This window comes from Methylobacterium indicum (genome assembly GCF_017347565.1).
Lineage (GTDB): Bacteria > Pseudomonadota > Alphaproteobacteria > Rhizobiales > Beijerinckiaceae > Methylobacterium > Methylobacterium indicum.
In genome coordinates, this window is the sequence record NZ_AP024145.1 from 4028091 (window position 1) to 4051416 (window position 23326).

Here is a 23326-nt window from a genome sequence, read left to right on the forward strand (position 1 = left end):
GCCCCCGGGCGGCGTGCCGGCCGCTCGCAGGAGGCGGTCCCAAGTCAGGCAGGCACGGGCGATGCTCGATCTCGCGACCAGGGTCTACAACCACACCTGGAAGATCGATCCGATCATTCGTTCCGTGCTCGACACGGACTTCTACAAGCTGTTGATGGCCCAGACGATCTTCCGGCGCCACCGGGACGTCTCGGTCACCTTCGGGATCCAGAACCGCACCAGCCGCATCCGGCTCGCCGACCTGATCGACCCCGGCGAGTTGCGCGAGCAGCTCGACCATTGCCGGTCGCTCCGGCTGACCCGGGGCGAATCCACCTGGCTGCGCGGCAACACCTTCTACGGCCGCCGCCAGATGTTCTCGCCGGACTTCATGGACTGGCTCGAGAACTTCCGCTTCCCCGACTACCTGCTGGAGAAGCAGGACGGGCAATACGTGCTCACCTTCCACGGCCCGTGGATCGAGACCACGATGTGGGAGGTGCCCGCCCTCGCGATCCTCAACGAACTGCGCTCGCGCGGCGTGCTCAAGGGCATGGGCAAGTTCGAGCTCCAGGTGCTCTACGCCCGCGCCATGACGCGGATCTGGGAGAAGATCGAGCGGCTGAAGACCCTGCCGGGCCTGTCGATCGCCGATTTCGGCACCCGGCGCCGCCACGGCTTCCTGTGGCAGGATTGGTGCGTCGAAGCGATGATCGAGGGGTTGGGCAACAGCTTCCTCGGCACCTCGAACTGCCTGATCGCGCTGCGCCACGACATCGAGGCGGTGGGCACCAACGCGCACGAACTGCCGATGGTGTATTCGGCGCTCGCCGAGACCGAGGAGGACCTCGCCCGCGCGCCCTACCTGGTGCTGGCCGACTGGCAGCGGGACTATGCCGGCAACCTCCTGGTGATCCTGCCCGACACCTACGGCACCACCGGCTTCCTCGAGCGCGGCCCCGCCTGGATGGCCGACTGGACCGGCATCCGCATCGATTCGAAGGATCCGATCGAGGGCGGCGAGGAGGCCATCCGCTGGTGGACCCAGCACGGCCGCAACCCGCGCGAGAAGCTGGCGATTTTTTCCGACGGGCTCGACGTCGACGTGATCGAGCGGATCCACAAGCATTTCCACGGCCGCCTGCGCATCGGCTACGGCTGGGGCACGCTGCTCACCAACGATTTCCGCGGCCTGGCGCCGGACGGCCGCCTCGATCCGATCTCGATCGTCTGCAAGGTCATCTCGGCCAACGGCCACCCGACCGTGAAGCTCTCCGACAACCCGACCAAGGCGCTGGGTCCCGAGGACGAGGTCGAGCGCTACAAGCGGGTCTTCGGGGTCGGCACCCAGCAGGCGGTGCCGGTGCTGGTCTGAGCTCTCGCACCCTCGACCCAATCCGCTCGACCCCACGGGGCAGGCCGCCGACGCTTCGGCGGCGCTGCGGCGGGAGCGCTGCCGTCGATCCGCGCCCTCGTCCCGGGGCGTCGCTCGGTAACGGGCGGGCCTCGGGCGAGGCTGTCACGGATCGCCGCGGAATCCGGGGGCCCGATCCGGGGCTGCCACGCGCACGCCGATCACCCGTCCCCATGATCACGGTCGCGCAACGGGACGTTGCGAACCGCCTCGATCGTCGGTCTCTCCGCTTCATGCTCTGCATCATGGCCCGGTGACGTAGCGAAGGTGAGAATCGTTTCGGTCGTATCGACCGCAAATCAATGTCGATTGCTGGATTTTCCGGCAGTTCCGTGCTTCGTTCCCGCGCCGAAAGGGACCGAAAGCAGGGCGGATGACCGCACGCGTTGAACCCGATGACATCTATGTCGCTCTGGTTGCCGAACTCGCGCGGACCGCGGTACCGACGGGCATCATGGGCATCACCCTGGTCGGGGTCGGCCTCTTCATCGCCCGCACGCTCCAGGATCCGGTGCTGCTCGCCGCGGCGGTGATCGGCGGGATCGCCTCCCTCGGCAAGCTCGCGCTGATCACGCTCCAGGGGTATCGGCCGGCGCGGGGGACGGGCACGCGCGCGGAGGCCAGGGTCTGGGACCGGGCCCATCTCCTCGTCACGGTGGTCGTCGCCTCCTGCATCGGCGCCGTCGCGGGGGCGGCCTTCCTTCAGCCTGACGTGGAGATGCAGATGCTCGCGACCGGGCTCCTGTTCGGCTACTGCTCCGGCGTCGTCACCCACCTGTCGGTCCGCCCGGGCATGGCGATCGCGGCCCTGCTGCTCGCCGCCCTGCCGGCGATCGTCACGGCGGGCTGGAACGGCAGCATGTCGCACGGCATCCTGGCGACGATGTTCGGCCTCTTCCTCCTCGGGGCCGTCCAGGGCGTGTTCACGGCCCACCGGAACACCGCCCGGCAGATCGCGCTGCGCCTCGACATGGCGGCTTTGGCCGGCCGCGACGCCCTGACCGGGCTCGCCAACCGGCTCGGCCTGCACGACGCGTTCCGCGACCGGCACCGGTCCTCCGGCGAGGCGGTGGCGGTCCATTGCTTCGACCTCGACGGCTTCAAGGCGGTCAACGACCGCTACGGCCACGCGGTCGGCGACGCGCTCCTGCAGGAGGTCGGCCTGCGGCTACGCGGGCTCCTCGGCGCCTCCGCCCTGGCGGCGCGGACCGGCGGCGACGAGTTCGTGGTGCTCCAGCACGCCGTTCACGACGCCGAGACGGCCGAGGTTCTCGCCCGGGAGATCGTCCAGGCGCTCGGCCGGCCCTACGCGATGGCCGAGGAGACCATCCGCATCGGCCTGAGCCTGGGCTATGCCTGCGCGCCGGGTATCTCGGCCGATCTCGACGCCCTGATCGGTGCGGCCGATGCGGCCTCCTACGTGGCGAAGCGTCGGGGCGGCGGCATCCACGCCGCCGGCCTCCCCGTCGCGTGTCGCTCTCTCGCCGCCGGGTCGCCGCTCCCGTAGGCCTATTGGAGCGTCGTCCGGTAGGTCTCGCCGGCCTTCGCCTTCAGCTCGGCCCCCGCCTCGCGCCCGATCGCCACCGCGTCGGCGACCGCCCCGGTGCGGTGGGTGGCCCAATGGGCGCTGCCGTCGGGCAGGAACAGGAGCCCGTCGAGGGTGAGGATGTCGCCGTCGATCCGGGCCAGTGCCGCGATCGGGGTGCGGCAGGAGCCGTCGAGCTCTTCGAGCAGCGCCCGCTCGGCGCCGACCGCGATGGTGGTGCGGGCGCAGGCGACCGCCTGGAGCCGCTCGATCACAGCCGTGTCGCCGGCCCGGCACTCGATGCCGAGCGCGCCCTGCGCCACCGCCGGCAGCATCGCGTCGACCGGCAGGATCTCCTGGGCGCGGTCGGCGAGGCCGAGGCGTTCGAGGCCGGCGATGGCCAGCAGGGTCGCCTCGCAGGCGCCCTCCGCGAGCCGCTTCATCCGGGTGTTGGCGTTGCCGCGCAGGGGCACGATCCTGAGGTCCGGCCGGTGCATCAGCACCTGGGCGCCCCGGCGCAGGGACGAGGTGCCGACCCGGCTCCCCGGCGCGAGGGCGGCGAGGCTGTCGGCGTGCGGCGACAGGAAGGCGTCGCGCGGGTCGTCCCGCTCCAGGATGCAGGCGATGACGAGCCCGTCCGGCAGCCAGGTCTCGACGTCCTTCATCGAGTGGACGGCGATGTCGACCTGATCGGCGAGGAGCGCCTGCTCCAGCTCCTTGGTGAACAGGCCCTTGCCGCCGATCTCGGAGAGCGGCCGGTCGAGCACCTTGTCGGCCACCGTGGTGACGACGACGAGCTCCATCGCGCCGGGCTCGGCGAGGTCGGGATGGGCCGCCGCGATGCGGTCGCGCACCATCCCGGTCTGGGCGAGCGCCATCGGGCTGCCGCGGGTGCCGATGCGCAGGGGACGTCGGGGCATGTCGGGTGCCGTGCGATTGAGGAGCCTCGCTTATCGCGAGTAGCGAACCGGGGCCCGCCTGTCACGGTCTCCGTGGCAGGCGGGCCCCGATCCCCGCCGGAACCGCCCCATCAGAATCCCTGCACCGCCAGCACCGTGTGCTCGACCTGGGGCGGAGCGACGAAATGCTCGGAGACCAGGGCGCGCCAGGCCTGGAAGTCGGCCGATTCGCGGAAATCGACGGTGTGGTTCTCCAGGGTCTCCCACTGCACCATCAGCCGGTAGCGGGTCGGGATCTCGACCGAGCGCTGCAGCTCCATGCCGCGGCAGCCCTTGGCGCGGCGAAACAGCTCCGCCGCCCGGCCGACGCCGGCCTCGAAGGCGCTCTCGTGCCCGGGCTTCACCTCGATCTGCGCGATCTCCAGAACCATCCGATCCTCCTGCCAGCATGTGAACGCCGTCATGTCCGGGAAGCCATGTGCGAAGCCGCTCGCCTTGTCCAACCCGGGGCTGCGGGCGATGCGCTGCGAGAGCGGTGGATGGCCTTCGGCGGCCGGTTGCCAACCCGGAACAGGACGCGCACAAACCGTGGATGACCTGTGCACGGTGGCAACCAGCCCCGACCGGCGCCGTTTCCCTGCCGGAGCGTGACAGCGGAGTTCGGTCCTGATGGCGACGCTGAAGGAATTCGAGGAAGCCCTGCGCGAGAACGGCATGCAGATGGCGCTGGCGATTCTCGAGCGCTTGCGCGAGCGCGACCGCGCCAACCGCGTGGTGAAGCCGGGGCGCCGCATCGTCGGCAAGAAGATGACGCCGGAACTGGCCCGGGAGATCCTCGAGCTGCACGGCTCGACGGAGATGACCCAGCAGGAGATCGCCTTCAAGCTCGGCGTCAACCAGGGCCGGGTGAACGAAGTGATCAAGCGCGGCAAGTGGCTCTCGGGCGACCAGACCGCCCCCGAGGCGGTGGCCCGCGACAAGGGCAAGGCCCGCATCCAGGGTGCCGAGCCGAAGCGCCCGCGCAAGGCCGCGACCAAGAACTCGGCGCGGACCGCCAAGGGCGGGGCGGCCAAGGACAAGGCCGGCAAGCCGTCGAAGCGCCCGGCGACCGCCCAGCTCGCCTTCGGGGACCTCTGAAAGCCGGGAGCCCCGGCACGGCAGGCCAGGCATGACCGGAGCCCATTGGGCAACGGTCCCGCGATGCCCTACCTCTCGGAACGCCGAAGCCGCCCCGATCGAGGGCGGCCGGCAGACCCGGCCGACCGGGAGGAGAGCACGCCGATGTACGATGCCGCGAACCTGAAGAAGCTGCCCGCCTTCAAGAGCCTCGCCCCGGAGGCGATGGGCGCTTTCGAGGCCCTCGACAAGGCGGCGCTCGCCGACGGCGCGATCCCGCGCAAGTACAAGGAACTGATGGCGCTGGCGGTGGCGCTGACGACCCAGTGCCCGTACTGCCTCGACGTGCATCGGGACGCGGCCAAGAAGGCCGGCGCCACCGAGCAGGAGATCGCCGAGACCGTGTTCGTGGCGGTCGCCCTGCGGGCCGGCGCGGCGCTGACCCACGGCACGCACCTGCTGCCCTGATTCCGCCGGGGAGCGGTCCGGGTTTCGGGATGCCCGGCCACACACGAAGAAACGCCCCGGCCGGGTGGCCGGGGCGCTCCCCGTGAAGCGACTTCCCTTGGCGGGAAGTCGAGGCTTACGCGGCCTTCTGGACGCTGCCCTCGATCGATTGCGGACGGGAGCCCGAGGCGATCTGGATCTGGCGCGGCTTCTTCGCCTCCGGGATCTCGCGGACGAGATCGACGTGGAGCAGGCCGTTCTCCAGCACCGCACCCGTCACCTGGACGTGGTCGGCGAGCTGGAAGCGCCGCTCGAAGCCGCGAGCCGCGATGCCCTGATGCAGGAACTCGGCCTGCTTGGCCTCGCCCTTGCGCTCGCCCTTCACGGTGAGCGCGTTCTCGCGGGTCTCGATCGACAGGTCCTGGTCGGTGAAGCCGGCCACCGCGAGGGTGATCCGGTAGGCGTTCTCGGCCGTGCGCTCGATGTTGTAGGGCGGATAGGTCGGGGCCGCATCCGAGGTCACGAACTGATCGAGCGCGGAAAACAGGCGGTCGAAGCCGACGGTCGAGCGGTACAGGGGGGCGAGATCGAACTGACGCATGACATATTCTCCGTCTGAAGCAATATGTAGTCTTGTGGGTCCGCCGCTGGGGCCGGGCCCGGTCTTGCGCGCCGCCGTATCGGCCGGCGCCCTTCGCATATTGGGGTGGGGTCTAGACTGATCAAGGGCGCCGCCAGAGGCCTTGCGCGAATTTTTTCGGGAGGCCGGGACGCGCGCGGATCCTGCCCCATCTACAGTCTCGCCTCCCGGCATCGACCCGTCGATGCCGGGAGGTCCGGCGCATCGGCGCCGACGCCCGGTCGGGCTTGGCCCGGCGCCTTCGAGCGGACCCGATCGAAGGGGCTGGGGTATTGTTAGGGTGTGCCGTGCCAGGGTGCGGCGGATGACAGCCTCGGAGGCCCTCTCGTGACCGTGCCGCTGCTCGCCACGCCCGACAACCCGATTCCGCCCGGTGCCGCGCTCCTGTCGGTCCGGACCGCCGACGGCCTGTCGCTGCGGGTCGCCACCTGGGCGCCGACGGCGCGCGGGGTGCAGGGCACGGTCTGCCTGGTGCAGGGACGGGCGGAGTTCATCGAGAAGTACTTCGAGACCGTGGCGGAGCTGCGCGACCGCGGCTTCCACGTCGTCGCGTTCGACTGGCGCGGCCAGGGCGGCTCCGACCGCACGGTGGAGGACCCGCACAAGGGCCATGTCGACGACTTCGCCGAGTACCGGCTCGACCTCGCGGCGGTGGAGGCGCAGGTTCTGGAGGGGCGCATGCCGCGCCCGTTCTTCGGCCTCGCCCATTCGATGGGCGGCGCCATCTGCCTGTCCGCCGCCCGGGAGGGCTGGCTCCCCTTCGACCGTCTGGTCGCCCTCGCCCCGATGGTGGCGATCTGCATGATCCGCTGGCCGAAATCGGCGATGCGGCTCGCCGCGGCCCTGCGGGCCTGCGGCCTCGGCCGCCGCTACGTGCCGGGGGGCTCGGCGGTGTCGATCGCCACCAAGCCGTTCCCGAACAACCGGCTCACCGCCGATCCGGTCCGCTACGCCCGCAACGCCGCCGCGGCGCTCGCCGTCGGGGCCGGGGCCATCGGCGATCCCACGGTGGGCTGGCTCTCCGCCGCCTTCCGGGCGATGCGCCGCTTCGAGGATCCGCGCTACCCCCTCGGCATCCGCCTGCCGGTGCTGGTGGTGGCGGCCGGCGCCGATCCGGTCTGCAGCACTCCGGCGGCGGAACGCTTCGCGGCCCGGCTCGCCGCCGGGCGCACCATCACCCTGCGCGGCGCCCGCCACGAGATCCTGATGGAGCGGGACGCGATCCGGGCGCAGTTCTGGGCCGCCTTCGACGCCTTCGTGCCGGGCACGGCGGCGCCGATGCCGGATGCCGAGAGCGCCGCGCGGCAACAGGTGGCCTGAGGGCGCAGGCCCGGCCGTGGAGGCGTTCGAGCCGGCCGGTCGCGATGTCGGGCCATCGCGCCGGATCCCGGCCACCGCCGGACCTCCCCGCTCCGATCCTCCGCGGCGACCGGTATTGGACGGTACCGACGGCGTGTTCAGCGTCGGGGAGGGGCGAGGCCTCTGCGTCACCTGTCCGCCGGCGGACCGGGTCGACGGCCGACGACATTCCTTACGTGCGGCATGACTTTGCTCGCTTCTGCAGCGAGAAACTGCAAGATATTTACCGGATTGATGCAATTCGAGAAAAGATGATTTCGATCGCTGACATCAGCAATCGATCGTCACGCAAACAGTCAGGAACGACAGCCATGCCGTCATGTGCGGCTTAGGATTGCTGTCTCCCACCGCCGCGACAGCAGATCACCCCGGTTTGCGCTCCCGGTCAAAACACGACGCGCTGGCAGGCAAGCGCCCGATTCGTCGCCGCGGTACCGTCTTCACGGGTTCGATGAAGATCGTGAAGCCGAGGTCGCCAGCGATGCCGTACCGAGGGGGGCGGCAATGATCCGCGCGAGACCGAAGCATCGAGATGGTCATCGCCCCGCGTGATGCCTGCCTGACTGTGTATCGGATGCGGATCGATGGGTAAGTCAAATCTCCTGAAACTGACCTCGGCCGTCACCGCGGCCTACGTGACGCGCAACCGCGTCCATCATTCCGAGATCGCGGAGGTCATCGTGCGGGTCCATACCGGCTTGCGCGCCGTGACGATGCCGCGCAAGCGGCGCAGTAGGGCGGCACGGCGCAGCGAGGCCCAGATCGCGGCGTCCGTCCAGCGCAACCGGATCGTCAGCTTCATCGACGGCAAGCCGTACAAGTCGCTGAAGTGGCATCTCGCCGCCCACGGCATCACGCCGGAGGAGTACCGGGACCGCTTCGGGCTGCCCGAAACCTACCCGATGGTCGCGCCGTCCTATGACAAGGCCGTGGTCTACGAGCGGGCGGACAGGGGCGGAGCGATCAGGCGGAAACCCTGATCGGGCCGGATCCGATCGTCGGGGGCGAGCGCGATCCAGGATCGCGTCCGCCTCGGACGATTGCCCGGACCGCCGATCGGGACCTCATCCGACGATCCCGGATCGACGGAACCGTCCCGCGTGGCTGCACCGCAACTCTGTCGACGGACCTTTCGGTGGCGTCGGAGCGCGCCGCGCCGTCGCCCGGCGACCGGTGAGGGCGCGGCCGGTTCAGGCGCTCCGCGTCAGGGCCGTGCGCCGGTACTCGCTCGGCGTCGCGGCGAAGCGGTCCTTGAAGCGGCGGGCGAAATGCGCCTGGCTGATGAAGCCGCAGCCATAGGCCAGCGCCCCGATCGACAGGTGCGCGTGGCCGGAATCGGCGAGGCGTCGGGCGGCGACGTCGAGCCGGCGCTGCCAGATCCAGTCCGCGATCGCGTGCCCCTGCTCCTGGAAGAGCTGCTGCAGATGCCGGAGCGACACCCCCATCGCGGCCGCGAGCTGGGCCGGATCGAGGGTCGGATCGCCGAGATTGGCGTCCAGATAGGCCTTGGCCCGCTGCACGATCACGGTGCCCTGGAGGGGGCGGGGCGTGTCCCGCGCCAGGCGCTCGGCGATGCTGGCGACGATGAGGTCGGTGCCGATGCGCGCCATGCGCTCGACCATCTCGGGGCTCATCTGGCGGTGGACGCGGATCAGCTCGGCGAAGAACGTCCGGACCAGGGACGTGCCGGACAGATCACCGCCGACGGCGAGGCCCGCATAGAGCGGGGCGGATCCGAGCGCGCCCTCCAGCTGCTCGCGCGGCAGCTCGATGAACAGCGAGCTCGTCGGATCGGGATATTCCAGGGTCACGGGCTTGTTGCTGTCGAGGACGACGAGGTCGCCCGGCCGCTGCACCACCGCCCGGTCGTACTGGTCGCTGCGGGCCGTGCCGGAGAGCCGGAGGACGACCGAGAGCTTGTCCTGCTTGCTGTGACGGCGGATCGTCTGCGGTGTGATCCGGACCGCCTGGCCGTTGATGCTCGACCGCGTGATCAGCATTCCGCCGATCTGGGTGCCCTCGATATGGGCGTGAAACCTCCCCTCGCCGATCATCGTGCATTCGCTCGGCACGAACCGCTCGCGGACGATCTCCAGGTAGGTCTGGAACCTGTTGCGCGACTTCAGGTCATCGGAGGAAATCAGCGTCTGCATCGGCTCGCAGTTCGGGCGTGACGCCTTCGCGCGCGTGGCGCAAGAGCCTCTAGCAGTGTGCGATTGCGGTGGCCAGCCCGGGATTTGTCCTATCCCAACGGCACTCCCTCGTCGAACGGGGATCGTTTCTGGGCGTCTTCCAACTTATCGTTGGATTCCCCTGCGGCAGGAGACCATTCCGGGGGCGGCACGACGAACCTCACGGCGCCGATGTTGGTCGCGCCGATATTCGTCGTGCCGGGGGCGGTCAGCCGTTGAGCAGCGCCAGCGCCGCCTCGTGCAGCCGCTTGTCGCCGGCCGCCACGATCCGCCCGCCCTTGGCGGCGGGTTCGCCCTCCCAGGTGGTGACGATGCCGCCGGCGCCCTCGATCACCGGGATCATCGCCACGATGTCGTAGGGCTTCAGCCCGGCCTCGACCACGAGGTCGATGTGGCCCGCCGCCAGCATCGCGTAGGCGTAGCAATCGGCGCCGTAGCGGGCGAGGCGGGTCGCGGCCTCGACCCGCCCGTAGGCCTCCCGGTCGCCCGGGCCGAACAGGCGCGGGTCGGTGGTGTGCAGGATCGCCTCCGACAGCTCGCCCTTGCGCCGCGTGCGCAGGCGGCGGATGCCGTGCGGGCCCAGGCAATGGGCGGCCTCGCCGTCGCCGTAGAAGCGCTCGCCGGTGAAGGGCTGGTTCATCAGGCCGTAGCAGGGCACGCCGCCGCGGGTGAGCCCGATCAGGGTCCCCCAGGTCGGCAGGCCGGCGATGAAGGCGCGGGTGCCGTCGATGGGGTCGAGCACCCAGACGTATTCCGCATCCGGATTCTCGGTGCCGAATTCCTCGCCGAGGATGCCGTGGTCGGGGAAGCTGCGCTTGATCAGCCGGCGCATCACCGCCTCGCCGGCCCGGTCGGCCTCGGTGACCGGGTCGAAGGCGGCGTGGCCCGCGGCCTTGTCCTCGGTGGCGAAGGCGGTGCGGAAGAAGGGCAGGATGGCCTGGCCCGACTGGGTGGCGAGCTCGTCCACGAACCGCGCGAAATCCACCACGCTCATGCTGTCCCCGATTCCCGCTCGGCCCGGGCCGGCCGGCCCGCCTCCCCGGATCGAAAGGGCGGCGGGGCCCCGGCGTCAAGCCCCGGGTGCCCTCACGCCCCGGCCGGGGCCGGCTCGCGGGAGGCCGGAACGGCCCGAGACGGGCCGGGGAGGGGAGAGGCGGGGTGGGCGGGAGCCGGCGCATCCCGCACCGCCTCCAGGCAGGCCTCGACGCCCTCGCGCAGGGACACCGCGTAGTGGTCGGCGCCGAGCGTCGCGCGGGCGTCCGGATCGGTCAGCACCGCGTCGTCCGCCGGCCACAACCCGACGAGCACCTGCGCGTCCGGGGCCCGGCGGCGCAGCCGCTGGACGAGGTAGCGCAGATGCGCCGGCGTGCCGCTGATCTCGAGGTAGGAGATGCAGACCATCCGCGCGTCCCCGGCATCGAGGGCGCCGATCTGCGAGCGCGTGACGTCCTCGAACGGCACCACCCGGGTGCCGAAGCCGTGCTTCTCCAGGAGCTGGGCCAGCATCATCGAGGCGGCCTCGTCGAGGGGGCCGCGGCCGGCGACGCAGAGCACCGCGCCCTCGCGCCGCCAATCCTCCGGCAGGGCGTCGGGAGCGGGAGCGTCCGGCACCGCGGGAGCGGCCTCGCACGGCACCTCCTCGTCGCGGCTGCCCGACAGGAGACGTCCGGCAAGCGTCGGCTTCGTCTCCGGCGCGACATCGTCCCGGTCGGAGAGATCCTCGATCAACTGGGCGATGCCGACGCGGATGCGGTCGAGCTGGCTCTCGGTCAGCACCCCGCGGCGGGCGTCGGTGGCGGCGAGCTGGAGGCCCTTCAGCGCCACCTCGTCGTAGTAGGAGGAGAGCGAGCACTGGGCGAGAATCGCTTCGGCCAGCTCCTGCGCCTCGTCGGGGTCGTCGGCCAGCATGCGCTGGTAAAAATTCTCGACCGGGGTGAGCGCCGGCCGGTCGCCGAACAGGACGTCGAGGAATTCGAGCTTGTCGACGTGGCGGCCGAGCACCACGAGGCAGACGGTGAGCGGCGTCGAGAGCAGGAGCCCGACGGGTCCCCACAGCCAGGTCCAGAACAGGGCCGAGACCAGGACCGCGAAGGGCGACAGGCCGGTGGAGTGGCCGTAGAGCAGCGGCTCGATGAACTGGCCGACCAGGGGCTCGAGCACGACGAACAGGGCGGCGGTGGCCAGCACCATGTTCCAGCCCGGATCGACCGCGGCGGCGAGGGCCAGCGGCAGCAGGGCCGACAGGAAGGCGCCGATATAGGGCACGAAGCGCATCAGCGCCGAGAAGATGCCCCACAGGATCGGGTTCGGCACGCCGATCAGCCACAGCCCGACGCCGATGACGAGGCCGAATCCGGCATTCAATGCGAGCTGGACCAGGAAGAACCGGCTCAGGCGGAGCGCCGCGTCGTCCATCGCCACGGTGGTGCGGTGCAGGTCGCTCGACCCGACGAGGCGGATCATCCGGTCGCGCAGGTCCTCGCGCTGGACCAGGATGAAGATCAGCACCACGAAGACGATGCCGAGGGTGGCGAGCGGCGAGATCACCGGGGCCAGCAGCTTCTCGGCGAGCTCGACCGGGCCGGGCTCGCGGTCGCGCATCTCGACCAGCACCGGCTTGTCGGGGTTCTGCACAGCGGGCGGCGCGGCGCGCTTGGCCTCGGGCTTCCCTTCGGACTTCTCTTCGGATTTGGGCTCGGGCGCGCCGGCCTGCTGGATCTGGTGGTTGATGCTGCGCAGGTAGCCCGCGAGGTCGCCGAGCGGCCCGGCCTTCAGGTTCTCGGCCTTCTGGGCGATGGTGCGCTGGTAGCGCGGCAGGCCGGTCGAGAGGTCGGCGAGCTGCATGCCGATCAGCCCGCCCAAGCCCGCCACCACGGCGAGGAGCAGCAGCACCGCGACGCCGACGGACGGGATCCGCCCGAGGCGCAGCTTGCGCAGCAGCGCCACCAGCGGCCCGATGACGAAGCTGAGCAGCACCGCGATGGCGATCGGGATCAGGATCTCGCGGCCGAAATACAGGGCCGCCACGATCACCGCCCCGATGACCAGGGGGGCCGCCAGGCCGTCCCCGGGCGTTTCGGCGGCCTGGACCCGGGCCGGCTTCATCGGCAGGACCCGCCTGCGATCGTCTCGCCCATCCGCCATGCGACGCGCACTCACCCCTGCGCGGCGCTCCCGTCTCGCCACGCTTCCACCAGGAGGGAACGGGGCGGCGGGCGAAACGATCCCCCGGTGACCTTGGGCCAACCTATCGAAATCGTGATCGGTCCTACTCGACCCGCACCATCACGCTGTCGCTCGCGCCCATCGCGTCGAGCACCGAGATCCGCACGAAGCCGGCGCCGTCGGGCTGCCACTCGGCCTGGCGGCGATCCGATTCGGTCACCGGCAGGCCCCCGACGAGCCAGGTCAGCGGCGGGGTGCCGCCGAGCGCCTTGAGGGCGAGACCGGCGGGCGGGCCCTCCGCGGCACCGAGATCGATCCGCGCGCCGTCCGGCGGGTAGGCGATGCGCAGGCGGTCGGCCGGGCCGGCGTCGCGGGCGAGACGGCGCAGCGGCGGCGGCAGGGCGGAGGTCGCCGCCACCAGGGCGTCGCGGGGGCGCGGCACCGGCTCGGGCTCGCCCCCGATCCGCGCCACCGCGTCGAACAGCAGGGGCGCGGCGGCGACCCGCCCGACGAGGCCCGGCACCCCGGCCCCGTCCGGCCGCCCGAGCCAGACCGCCACCGTGACCCGGCGGTCGAACCCCACCGCCCAGGCGTCGCGGTAGCCGTAGGAGGTGCCGGTCTTGTAGGCGAGGCGATTCGGCAGGGCGCTGTCGGGCGGGGGCGTCCCCCGCAGGGTATCGGCGACGTACCAGGCCGCCACCGGCTCGGCGATGCGCGGCGGCACCGCCTCGGGCGCCGCCGGCCCGTCGAGGCGCCGGATCAGCACCGGTACCTCGCCGCCGCGGGCGAGCCCGGCATAGAGCCGGGCGAGGTCGGTCAGCGTGATGCCCAGTCCCCCGAGCGCCACCGGCAGGCCGGGGGCGGCGTCCCGCGGCAGGGCGATCCCGGCGCCGGCCCTGCGCAGGCGCGCGATGAAGCGGGCCGGGCCGACCGCCTCCATCAGCGCCACCGCCGGCACGTTGAGGGAGAGCTGGAGCGCGCGCCGCGCCGTCACCGTGCCCTGGAAGGTGAGATCGAAGTTCTCCGGCGCGTAGGACGCGCCGAAGCGCGATGGGCGGTCCTCGATCAGGGTCTCGGGATGGGCGAGGCCGGCCTCGAACGCCATGGCGTAGACGAAGGGTTTGAGCGCCGAGCCCGGCGAGCGCACGGCCGCCGTCATGTCGATGGCGCCCGAACGCGACGCGTCGAGATAGCCGGCGCTGCCCACCTGCGCCCGCACCTCGCCGGTGGCGTTGTCGATGACGAGGAGGGCCGCCGACAGGCCGGGCCCGAGCGCCGCCGCGCGCTCGGCCGCCAGGGGCTCCAGCCGGGCCTGCCAGCGCGCGTCGAGGGTGAGGCGGTGGACGGCCCGGCCGGGCTCCTGCGCCAGGGCGGCCTCCGCGGCGTGGGGCGCCAGCATCGGGAAGGGCTTTCGCCCGTGCGGCACAGGCTCGGTCCGGGCCGCCTCGGCCTCCGCCGCCGGGATGACGCCGCGGGCGGCCGCGAGGGCCAGCACCCGGTCGCGGGCCCGGCGGGCGGCCTCCGGGAACCGGTCGGGCCGGCGGGCCTCCGGTGCCTGGGGGAGCGCCACCAGCAGGGCGGCCTCGGCGAGGGTGAGCCGCGCCGGCTCGCGCCCGAAATAGGCGAGGCTCGCCGCGCGCAGGCCCTCGACCGGCCCGCCATAGGGCGCGAGCGCGAGGTAGAGCCGCAAGACCCCGTCCTTGCCGAGGCGCCGCTCCAGGTCGATCGCCCGGGCGATCTGGCGCAGCTTGGCCGTGAGCGACCGCTCGCCCCGCGGCTCGACGAGGCGCGCCACCTGCATCGACAGGGTGGAGGCGCCCGACACGATCCGCCCCGCCGCGAGCCACTGCCCGGCGGCCCGCAGGAGCGCCCGCGGATCGACGCCGGCGTGATCGCGAAAACGCCGGTCCTCGTAGGCGGTCAGCAGGGCGAGGAAGCGCGGATCGACCGCATTCGGTTCGAGCGGCAGCCGCCAGCGCCCGTCCGCGGTGGCGAAGGGGCGCAGCAGCGTGCCGGCGCGGTCGAGGACCACGGTGGAGCGGGTGTTGGCGGCGGTCAGATCGAGGGGTGGGAGACGGGCGAGGGCGAACCAGACCCAGGCGGCGCCGGCGAGCGACAGGCCGGCCGCGAGGCCGCCGACGGCCAGGACGATGCGGCGGGTCACCCGTGTCGTACCTGCTCCCATCCCGGGTCTCGTCCTGCGGTCGGCTCCCCCCGATCCTGCCGCACTTTGCGACCGAGGGCGAGACGCAGCCGGGACGATCCCGTCGGGACGCCGCCGCGGAAGGCGCCTCAGCCGGTCCCTCCGCTCACGCCCCGGTCCCGGCGGCCGTCGTCCCGGTCGATTCCGCCGCGCCGCCCCGCTGGACGAGGCGCGAGGCGAGGTGCACCACCGGGATCAGCACGCCGCCGACGAGGAGGCCGACGAGGCCCGACGCCGCCGCCGTCACCACCCACTCGACGATGCCCCGGATCGCGGGAACGAGGGCTCCCGCGCCCACCGCGGCGCCATGCGCGGCGTGTGCGGGCGCCGACAGGCCGTAGCCTTCGAGCCCGTGCAGCAGGATGCCCCCGCCGACCCAGACCATCGCGGCCGTCCCGACGACCGAGAGGATCTTGAGTAGCACCGGCATGCCCCGGACCACGAAGCGGCCGATCCCCCGGATGAGGTTGCCGAAGGGCGCGCCCGCCCGGCTGCGGGCAAGGGCGAGCCCGGCATCGTCCGCCTTCACGATGAGAGCGACGACGCCGTAGACCCCGACCGTGATGCCGACGCCGACGATCGCCAGGACCGCCGCCTTCATCCACACGCTGCCCTCGGGCAGGGCGGCGAGGGTGATGGCCATGATCTCGGCCGACAGGATGAAGTCGGTCTTGATGGCGCCCGCCACGCGGCGCTCCTCCAGGGCGGGGTCGTGCCCGGTGCCGGCCGGCTGCGCCTCCTCGTCCCCGTGTGACGCATGGGGGAACAGGGCCTCGTAGACCTTCTCGGCGCCCTCGTAGCAGAGATAGGCGCCGCCCAGCATGAGCAGCGGCGTGATCGCCCACGGCGCGAAGGCGCTGAGCGCGAGGGCGCCGGGGAGCAGGAACAGGAGCTTGTTGCGCAGCGATCCCAGCGCGATCTTGCCAACGATCGGCAATTCGCGCTCGGCCGCGAAGCCGACGACGTAGCGCGGCGTCACGGCCGCATCGTCGATGACGACGCCGGCGGCCTTCGTCCCGGCCCGCGCGGCCTGCGCCGCCACGTCGTCGAGGGAGGCCGCCGCGCTCCTGACCATGAAGGCGACGTCGTCCAGAAGAGCCAACAATCCGACGCTCACGGAACCCCCCGGCCCATCACCGCTTCGCTGGAAACGGGGTAGAAACGTTTTGGCTCCGCGTCGCGATCCGTTCGACGGCCGCCGAGCCCCGACATGCGGGATCCGCGGGCTCGGCGACGGGACGCGAGCGGAGCCCCCGATCGGCGTGCGCCGCGGCTACTCGACGGCCTGGGACGAGTGATGTCCCGTGATCAGCCACCGGCCGTCGATCTCCTCGAAGGTGAACAGGAACCGTGCCGGCACGATCTCCGTGCGGCCCTCCCTGACCATCGTGAAGCAGTAGAGGCCGCCGATGACGACGGTGCCGAGCCTGGCGCTGACGCGGCCCTTCTGCACCGTGATGCCGCAGCTCAGGCCCTCGTTGGCGAGAAACATCTCGAAGTAGCGGCGGCGGCTGTCCTCCCGTTCGCGCACGTCGTCGGAGAGCGTCGGCACGAGGATGGCGTCGGGGGCGTAGAGGTCGAGGACCGCATCGATGTCGCGCCGGCTGACGTTCTGCACCCAGGTCTGCAGGGCCTTGTTGGCTTCCGTGAGGCAATAGGTGATCGAACGCGCATTCGTCGCGCCAACGGCCGGACCCTCGGTCACGGTCTGTAAATCGCTCATCGCCTGCGGCAACCTCTCATGAATGGGCCACCCGTCACGATGCATGACGGAATGATATATTATAACGTTTCACGATCGAGGATCATCCCGGTCGGGCAGGGGATGCGGAATGAGGGAGGCGCGTCGTATGAGCGCAGTCGTCCCGATGATCGCCGCCGGACTGGAAGCGCAGCCTGGGCAGGCAACGGCCCCGACGATCGCCCCCGCCCGAGCCATCGATCCAGCCTTCGCGCGCGAAGACCGGCGCGCAGGGGCGCTCGTTCGCGGACGCGCACGGCATCGCCCGGGTGACGGCAATTGCGCGACGGACGCTTGCGCTTCGCCTCCGGCCGCGGGCGGTCCGTTACAGGAACGGCGCCGGGTCCTTCGGGTCGCGGGCCGGCTTCACGTCGCGGCGGTTCCACCAGCCGCCGCCGAGGGCCTGGAACAGGGCGGCGGTGTCGGCATACTGGTTGGCCTGGGCCTGGGCCTGGGTCACCACGGCCTGGAGGTAGGCCGACTGGGTGATCAGCAGCGAGGCGCTGCTGACGGCGCCGAGGCCGAATTGCTTGCGCACCAGTTCCACGCTCTGGCGGCTCGCCGAGACGGCGGCGTTGGCGGCGGCCACCGCGCGGCCGTCGGACTGGAGGGCGCGGAGCGCATCGGCGACGTTCTGGTAGGCGCCGATGACGGTGGCGCGGTACTGGGCCTGGGCCGCGACCAGGGTCTCCTCCGCCGCCTGCTGGCGCCGGAAGAGGGTGCCGCCGTCGAAGAGCGGCTGGGCCACCGCGCCGGCGATGGTCCAGAGGCTGGCGGCCGGGTTGAGGAGCGCCGCGAAATTGGTCGCGCTGGCGCCGATCGCGCCCGAGATGGTGAATTGCGGCAGGCGGTTGGCCACCGCGACGCCGACCTGGGCGCTGGCTGCGTGGACCGCGGCCTCCGCCGCCTTCACGTCGGGGCGCTGCTCGACGAGCCGCGAGGGCAGGCTGACCGGCAGGGTCCGGGGCAGGTGCAGGGAGGCCAGCGTGAAGGTCTGGCTCACCTCCTCGCTCGGGAAGCGGCCGGCGAGGGCCGTGAGCAGGTTGCGCTGCTGCGCCAGCGCCCGCTGCAGCGGCGGCAGCAATTGCTGCGACTGGGCGAGGAGCGCGGTCTGCTGCACCACGTCGGCCCCCGCGACCTGGCCGGCATTCGACTGCTTGGTGATCAGGTTCAGGAGGTCGGTCTGGGCCTGGATCACCTTCTCGGTCGCGGCGATCTGGGCCCGGAGCGACGCCTCCTGAATCGCCGCCGCGACGACGTTGGCGGTGAGCGTGAGATACGCGGCCTCGAGCTGCCAGCGCTGCCCCTCCTCCTGCGCCGCCTGCGATTCGAGGGCGCGCCGGGTGCCGCCGAACACGTCGGGGGCGAAGCTCACCGTCACCTGCGGGGTGACGAGGCTGTAGAGCAGCGAGTTGTCGTTGAGCGGCGATTGCAGGTCGCCGCCCGGGGCCTTGTTGTAGGAGGATTGCGCCCCGAAGCCGACCTGGGGAAAGAGCGCGCCGCGCTGCGCCTCGGTGGTGGCGCGGGCCGCGCGCAGCGTGGCCTGGGCGGCGTCGAGGGTCGGGTTGCGGGCGAGCGCCTCCTCGACCAGGCTGTCGAGGGCCCGGGAGCGAAAGAGCCGCCACCACTCGCCCGGCACGTCGCGCCCCTGCGCGAAGCTCTGTCCGAGCGCGCCGTTGCGCCGGTCCTCGGCGGTCACGGGCGGGTTGCGCAACCCCTCCCTGGTGTAGGCGGAGACCGGCGGCGGCGTCGCGCCCTGGAAGTCGGGCCCGACCATGCAAGCGGAGGCGGCGGAGGCGGCGAGCGCCGCCGCCAGGATCCGCGCCGCGGTGCGGGCGGCCGGGCGGGCGGCGGCCTCCGGGGCCTCGTCCGGCTCCCGGCCCGTGCCTCCCGCGGCGTCGGTCGCCGCGACGGTGACCCGGATCGGGGTCTCGTCGCGCGGCGCCGCGAGGGCGGTCGGCAGGCGCAGGAGGGTGCGCACGGAATGGGGCATGCTGGAGTCGGCCGGGGCGGGCGTGTCGGAACCGGGCTGCATCTAGCTCACTCCGCCGGTTCGGACTGTCGCACCGGGGCGACAGGCGCCCGCGGACGGTGGCGCGAGAAGGCCGCGATCAGCACCGGCAGCACCACCAGGATCAGGATCGGGGCGAGCAGGATGCCGCCCACCACCACCAGCGCCAGGGGCTTCTGCACCTGCGAGCCGATGCCGGTGGAGATCGCCGCCGGCAGGAGGCCGACGCAGGCCGCCACGCAGGTCATCATCACCGGGCGCATCCGCACGTCGGCGGCGTGGTGGATGGCCTCCGCCCGCGCCCAGCCCTCGTCCATCAGCTGGTTGCAGTAGGAGAGCAGGATCACGCCCTCCATGGTCGAGATGCCGAACAGCGCGATGAAGCCGATCGCCGCCGAGACCGAGAACGGCGTGCCGGTCAGCACCAGCGCGAAGATGCCGCCGATCAGCGCCATCGGGATCACGCTCAAGGTCAGCAGCGTGTCGGTGAGCGAGGCGAAGTTGACGTAGAGCAGGAGCGCGATCAGCCCGATCGTCAGCGGCACCACGAGCTTCAGCCGCGCGATGGCGCCCTGCAGGTTGGTGAACTCGCCGACCCATTCGAGGTGGTAGCCGGCCGGCAGCTCGACCTGCTCGGCGACGCGCCGTTGCGCCTCGATCACCGCGCCGCCGAGGTCGCGCCCGCGCACGCTGAACTTGACCGGGATGTAGCGCTCCTGGTTCTCGCGGTAGATGAAGGCCGCGCCCGAGACGAGCTGGACCTGGGCGATCTCCGAGAGCGGCACCTGGATCACGCCGTTGGGCGCGTTCGCCCCCACCGTGATGTTGCGGATCGTGTCCAGCGAGCGGCGGTACTCGGGCGCCAGCCGCACCCGCATCGGGAAGTGGCGGTCGCTGCCGTACTCGTAGAGGTCGCCGGCGGTCTGGCCGCCGATCGCCGCCGAGATCGTGGTGGCGATGTCGCCGGGCGCCAGGCCGTAGCGGGCCGCCCGCGCCCGGTCGATGTCGATGCGCACCGTCGGCTGGCCGAGCGAGGTGAAGACCGCGAGGTCGGTCACCCCCGGCACCGTCGCGAGCGCCGCCTTCACGTCGTTGGCGGTGCGGGTGATCTGCTCGAGGTCGGTGCCGTAGATCTTGACCGAGTTCTCGCCCTTCACGCCGGAGGCCGCCTCCTGGACGTTGTCCTGGATATACTGCGAGAAGTTGAACTCGATGCCGGGCAGCTCCTCGCGCAGGCGGCCCGAGACCTCCTCGATCAACTTCTCCTTGGTGAGGCCCGGCCGCCACTGGTCGGCGGGCTTCAGGGGGGCGAAGAACTCGACGTTGAAGAACCCGGTGGCGTCGGTGCCGTCGTCGGGCCGGCCCTGGTGCGAGACGACCGTGGTCACCTCCGGGTAGGAGCCGATGATCTTGCGCATCCGCTCGACGTAGGGGTTGCCGGCCTCCAGCGAGATCGAGGCCGGCATCGTGCCGCGGATGTAGAGGTTGCCCTCCTCCAGGGTGGGGAGGAACTCGAGGCCGAGGGTGCGCATCGCCAGCCCGGTGCAGCCGAGCATCGCCACCGTCACCAGGATGGTGAGGATCCGGTTGCCGAGGGTGAAGCCCTGGAGCGGCCGGAAGAGCGCCCGCAGGATCTTCACCACGACGGTGTCGCGCTCCTCGACGTGGTTGGGCAGGATCAGCGCCGAGAGCGCCGGGGAGACCGTGTAGGTGGCGAGCAACCCGCCGACGAGCGCGTAGGCGTAGGTCTTCGCCATCGGGCCGAAGATGTGGCCCTCGACGCCCGTCAGGGTGAAGAGCGGCAGGAAGCCCACGATGATGATCGAGGCGGAGAAGAAGATCGCCCGGTTCACCTCGCGCGCCGCCGACGCGATCAGCCCGAGCTTGAGCCCGCTGCCGGCTTTCGCCGGGCCCTTATGCTCGGCGAGGTGGCGGAAGATGTTCTCCACCATGATCACCGTCGCGTCGACGATGAGGCCGAAATCGATCGCGCCGAGCGACAGGAGGTTCGCCGATTCGCCCCGCGCCACCATGATGGCGATGGCGAAGCCCAGCGCGAAGGGAATCGTCGCCGCGACGATGATCGCGCTCTTCAGGCTGCCGAGGAAGAGCCACTGCACCAGGAACACCAGCACCACGCCGAAGACGAGGTTGTGCATCACCGTGTGGGTGGTGGTGTGGATGAGCGCGCTGCGGTCGTAGAGCGGCACCACCTGCACGCCGGGTGGCAGGATGCCGGACGCGTTGATCTTCTCGATCTCGGCCTCGACCCGCTGGATCGTCGGCAGGCTCTTGCCGCCGCGGCTGAGCAGCACGATGCCCTCGACGATGTCGCCGTTGTTCTCGTGCCCGACGATGCCGAGCCGCGGCGCGTTGCTGACCTGCACCTCCGCCACGTCCTTGATCAGCACCGGCACGCCGCCGACCTGCGTGATCATGGTGTTGCGGACGTCGTCCATGTCGCGGATCAGGCCGACCCCGCGCACCACCGCCGATTGCTCCCCGACATTGAGGGTCTGGCCGCCGACATTGGTGCTGGAATTGTTGAGCGCCGAGACGACCTGGACCAGGGTCAGCCCTTGGGCCTGGAGCTTGTGCAGGTCGACCGCGACCTCGAATTCCTTGGTCTTGCCGCCGAAGGCCGAGACGTCGACGACGCCGGGAATCGCCTTGAAGCGGCGCTGCAGCACCCAGTCCTGCAGGGTCTTCAGGTCGGTCGAGGAGAAGCCCGGCGGGCCGACCACTTGGTAGCGCATGATCTCGCCGATCGGGCTCGTCGGCGAGATCTGCGGCTGGGCGTTGTTGGGCAGGGGCGGCAGCTGCGACAGCCGGTTGAGCACCCGCTGCAGCGCCTCCTGGTAGGTGAAGTCGTAGGTGAACTGGATCTTCACGTCCGAGAGGCCGAACAGCGAGATCGTCCGCGTCACCGTGGCGTTGGGAATGCCGGCGAGCTGCACCTCGAGCGGGATGGTGATGTAGCGCTCGATCTCCTCGGCCGACTGGCCGGGATTCTGCGCGATGACGTCGACGAGCGGCGGCACCGGGTCCGGGTAGGCCTCGATGTTGAGCTGCTGGAAGCTCGCGTAGCCGATTCCGAGCATCGCCAGGAACAGGAGCAGCACCAGCACCCGCTGGCGCAGGGCGAAGTCGATCAGGCGGTTCATGCGCGGCTCGGGGTCGGGAGGCCGGGTATCGGAGTGCCGGGTTTCAGGACGCTTTGTCGCCGGAGGCGGCCCGGTCGATGAACAGGCTGCCGCGGGTCACGACGCGCTCGCCGAGGCTGAGACCGTCCGTCACCTGCACGAGGCCGCCGCCGGAGAGCCCCAGGGTGACGGCGCGCGACACGATGGTGCCGTCCGGCCGCTCGACCCAGATCCGGGCGCGGGCGCCCTCGTAGACGATCGCCCCCGCCGGCACCGCCGGGGCGCGCTCGTCGCGCCCGGTGAGGATCGTGAAGGTCGCGAACATCTCGGGCCGGAGCAGGCCCTCGGCGTTGTCGATCTCGGCCCGGACCGGCAGGCGGCGCGTCGTCGGGTCGAGGGCGGCGGCCATGTAGCCGATCTTCGCCTTGAACACCCGGTCGGGGAAGCCGATCACGCTCGCCTCCAGCTCCTGGCCGAGCTTGATCCGCGGCACCTCGCTCTCGCGCACGTTGGCGACGAGCCACACGGTCGAGAGGTCGCCGATGACGAAAGCCGGGTCGCTGCCCGCGGCGAGGTACTGGCCGAGGCCGATCTTGCGCTGCACGATGGTGCCGCCGATCGGCGCGCGGATCTCGGTCTCCGGGCTCATCACGCCACTCTTGGCGAAGGCGTCGATCTCCGCGTCGGACTTGCCGAGGATGCGCAGGCGGTTGCGCACCGCCTGGAGCGAGGCTTCGGCCGAGCGCTGGTCGCTCTGGGCCGCGATCACGTCGTTCTGCGCCTGCTGCCAGTCCTTCAGGGCCACCGCCTTGGCCTGGAACAGCTCCTGGAGCCGGGCCGCCACGGTCTGGTTGAGCTTGAGCAGGGCGGAGTTCTTGGCGAGCGCGTTCGTCGCCGCCTGGTAGTCGTTGAGGGCCGAGACCATGTCGGCGGCCTCCAGGGTGAACAGCACCTGGTTGGCCTTCACCCGGTCGCCGGCCCGGACCATCACCTTGGTCACCCGGCCCGCATAGGGCGTGTAGACCGGGACGTTGTCGTCCTCGTTGACGCCGATCCGCCCCTCGGCGAAGCCCTCGGGCCGGAAGTCGCGGGCCTGCACGGTCTCGATGCCGAAGCTCGCGAGCTGCTGCTTCGTCGGCCGGAAGACCGGAGCCGCGGTCTCGCCGGCTTCCGGCGCCTGTCCCTCGATCCCCTCGCGCGGCGCCAGGAGCGCGGCGATGCGCTCGCGCACGGGCTCGAGGGCGGGCACGCGCCAGACCGCCACGGCGGCGCCCGCCACCAGCAGAAGCGCCAGGAGCCGGACCACGCGCCGGCCGCGCGGCCGCGCCGACGTGCTCAGGGGAGTTTGGGTGTCCATCGCGCGCCGACCATCCGCCCGGGGGGAACGGCCGGGCCCCGGATGCCCCGGCGCCGCCCGCGGGGAGCGTCCGAGTCGATCCCGGGTCGGTCGGCCCCTGTCCTTCGTGCCTCATTACCGGATCTCACCGGCGTC

18 protein-coding genes are annotated in these 23326 nt (G+C 71.6%); 6 read left to right on the forward strand and 12 right to left on the reverse strand.

Annotation, left to right across the window (positions count from 1 at the left end; all coding sequences use genetic code 11):
• The first annotated feature begins 61 nt into the window (after positions 1–61).
• Together pncB and miv_RS18795 are read left to right on the forward strand one after the other, a co-directional pair.
• The gene (gene pncB, locus miv_RS18790) at positions 62–1354 is read left to right on the forward strand and encodes a nicotinate phosphoribosyltransferase (RefSeq protein WP_207178204.1); all 1293 of its coding nucleotides are present in this window, start codon (positions 62–64) and stop codon (positions 1352–1354) included.
• 412 nt (positions 1355–1766) lie between these two features.
• Positions 1767–2900 carry a GGDEF domain-containing protein gene (locus miv_RS18795; protein ID WP_207178206.1) on the forward strand — a complete coding sequence of 378 codons (1134 nt, stop codon included), beginning with the start codon at positions 1767–1769 and terminating at the stop codon, positions 2898–2900.
• Positions 2901–2902: 2 nt separating this feature from the next.
• Here the strand turns inward: miv_RS18795 and hemC are convergent, their stop codons facing one another.
• Positions 2903–3838 carry a hydroxymethylbilane synthase gene (gene hemC / locus miv_RS18800; protein WP_207178208.1) on the reverse strand — a complete coding sequence of 312 codons (936 nt, stop codon included), beginning with the start codon at positions 3836–3838 and terminating at the stop codon, positions 2903–2905.
• A gap of 110 nt (positions 3839–3948) precedes the next feature.
• Positions 3949–4248, reverse strand: a complete 300-nt coding sequence (locus miv_RS18805) for an antibiotic biosynthesis monooxygenase family protein (protein ID WP_048427265.1) — start codon at positions 4246–4248, stop codon at positions 3949–3951.
• Between the two features lie 238 nt (positions 4249–4486).
• Here miv_RS18805 and miv_RS18810 point away from each other — a divergent pair, with 238 nt between their 5' ends.
• Together miv_RS18810 and miv_RS18815 are read left to right on the forward strand one after the other, a co-directional pair.
• Positions 4487–4954, forward strand: coding sequence for an RNA polymerase subunit sigma-70 (locus tag miv_RS18810; protein ID WP_048427266.1), 468 nt, complete (start codon positions 4487–4489; stop codon positions 4952–4954).
• A 144-nt stretch (positions 4955–5098) separates the two neighbouring features.
• Positions 5099–5401 carry a carboxymuconolactone decarboxylase family protein gene (locus miv_RS18815; RefSeq protein WP_207178210.1) on the forward strand — a complete coding sequence of 101 codons (303 nt, stop codon included), beginning with the start codon at positions 5099–5101 and terminating at the stop codon, positions 5399–5401.
• A 115-nt stretch (positions 5402–5516) separates the two neighbouring features.
• Here the strand turns inward: miv_RS18815 and miv_RS18820 are convergent, their stop codons facing one another.
• Positions 5517–5981, reverse strand: coding sequence for an Hsp20 family protein (locus miv_RS18820; RefSeq protein ID WP_207178212.1), 465 nt, complete (start codon positions 5979–5981; stop codon positions 5517–5519).
• 366 nt (positions 5982–6347) lie between these two features.
• Between miv_RS18820 and miv_RS18825 the strand changes: the two genes are divergently transcribed.
• The gene (locus tag miv_RS18825) at positions 6348–7340 is read left to right on the forward strand and encodes an alpha/beta hydrolase (RefSeq protein WP_207178214.1); all 993 of its coding nucleotides are present in this window, start codon (positions 6348–6350) and stop codon (positions 7338–7340) included.
• A gap of 623 nt (positions 7341–7963) precedes the next feature.
• Positions 7964–8359: a Ros/MucR family transcriptional regulator gene (locus tag miv_RS18830; protein WP_058619410.1), complete on the forward strand. Its 396-nt coding sequence runs from the start codon at positions 7964–7966 to the stop codon at positions 8357–8359.
• 210 nt (positions 8360–8569) lie between these two features.
• Here the strand turns inward: miv_RS18830 and miv_RS18835 are convergent, their stop codons facing one another.
• From miv_RS18835 to miv_RS18875, 9 genes are all read right to left on the reverse strand, one after another.
• Entirely contained in the window at positions 8570–9532 is a 963-nt protein-coding gene (locus tag miv_RS18835) for a helix-turn-helix domain-containing protein (RefSeq protein WP_058619411.1), read from the reverse strand.
• 247 nt (positions 9533–9779) lie between these two features.
• Positions 9780–10565, reverse strand: a complete 786-nt coding sequence (hisN, locus tag miv_RS18840) for a histidinol-phosphatase (RefSeq protein WP_058619412.1) — start codon at positions 10563–10565, stop codon at positions 9780–9782.
• Between the two features lie 92 nt (positions 10566–10657).
• On the reverse strand, positions 10658–12715 hold the full coding sequence (locus miv_RS18845) for an AI-2E family transporter (protein WP_207178216.1): 2058 nt from the start codon (positions 12713–12715) through the stop codon (positions 10658–10660).
• Between the two features lie 124 nt (positions 12716–12839).
• A complete protein-coding gene (gene pbpC, locus miv_RS18850; protein WP_207178218.1) occupies positions 12840–14921 on the reverse strand; it encodes a penicillin-binding protein 1C in 2082 nt (693 codons plus the stop codon).
• A gap of 124 nt (positions 14922–15045) precedes the next feature.
• Complete coding sequence (locus miv_RS18855; protein ID WP_207178220.1) at positions 15046–16056, reverse strand: DUF808 domain-containing protein; 1011 nt, start codon at positions 16054–16056, stop codon at positions 15046–15048.
• Between the two features lie 156 nt (positions 16057–16212).
• On the reverse strand, positions 16213–16662 hold the full coding sequence (locus miv_RS18860; protein WP_207178222.1) for a nuclear transport factor 2 family protein: 450 nt from the start codon (positions 16660–16662) through the stop codon (positions 16213–16215).
• 343 nt (positions 16663–17005) lie between these two features.
• A complete protein-coding gene (locus miv_RS18865) occupies positions 17006–18715 on the reverse strand; it encodes an efflux transporter outer membrane subunit (RefSeq protein ID WP_244748589.1) in 1710 nt (569 codons plus the stop codon).
• Between the two features lie 5 nt (positions 18716–18720).
• Positions 18721–21855 (reverse strand): efflux RND transporter permease subunit, encoded by a 3135-nt coding sequence (locus tag miv_RS18870; protein ID WP_207178224.1) that lies wholly within the window; start codon positions 21853–21855, stop codon positions 18721–18723.
• Between the two features lie 43 nt (positions 21856–21898).
• On the reverse strand, positions 21899–23191 hold the full coding sequence (locus miv_RS18875) for an efflux RND transporter periplasmic adaptor subunit (RefSeq protein ID WP_207178226.1): 1293 nt from the start codon (positions 23189–23191) through the stop codon (positions 21899–21901).
• Positions 23192–23326 lie beyond the last annotated feature (135 nt).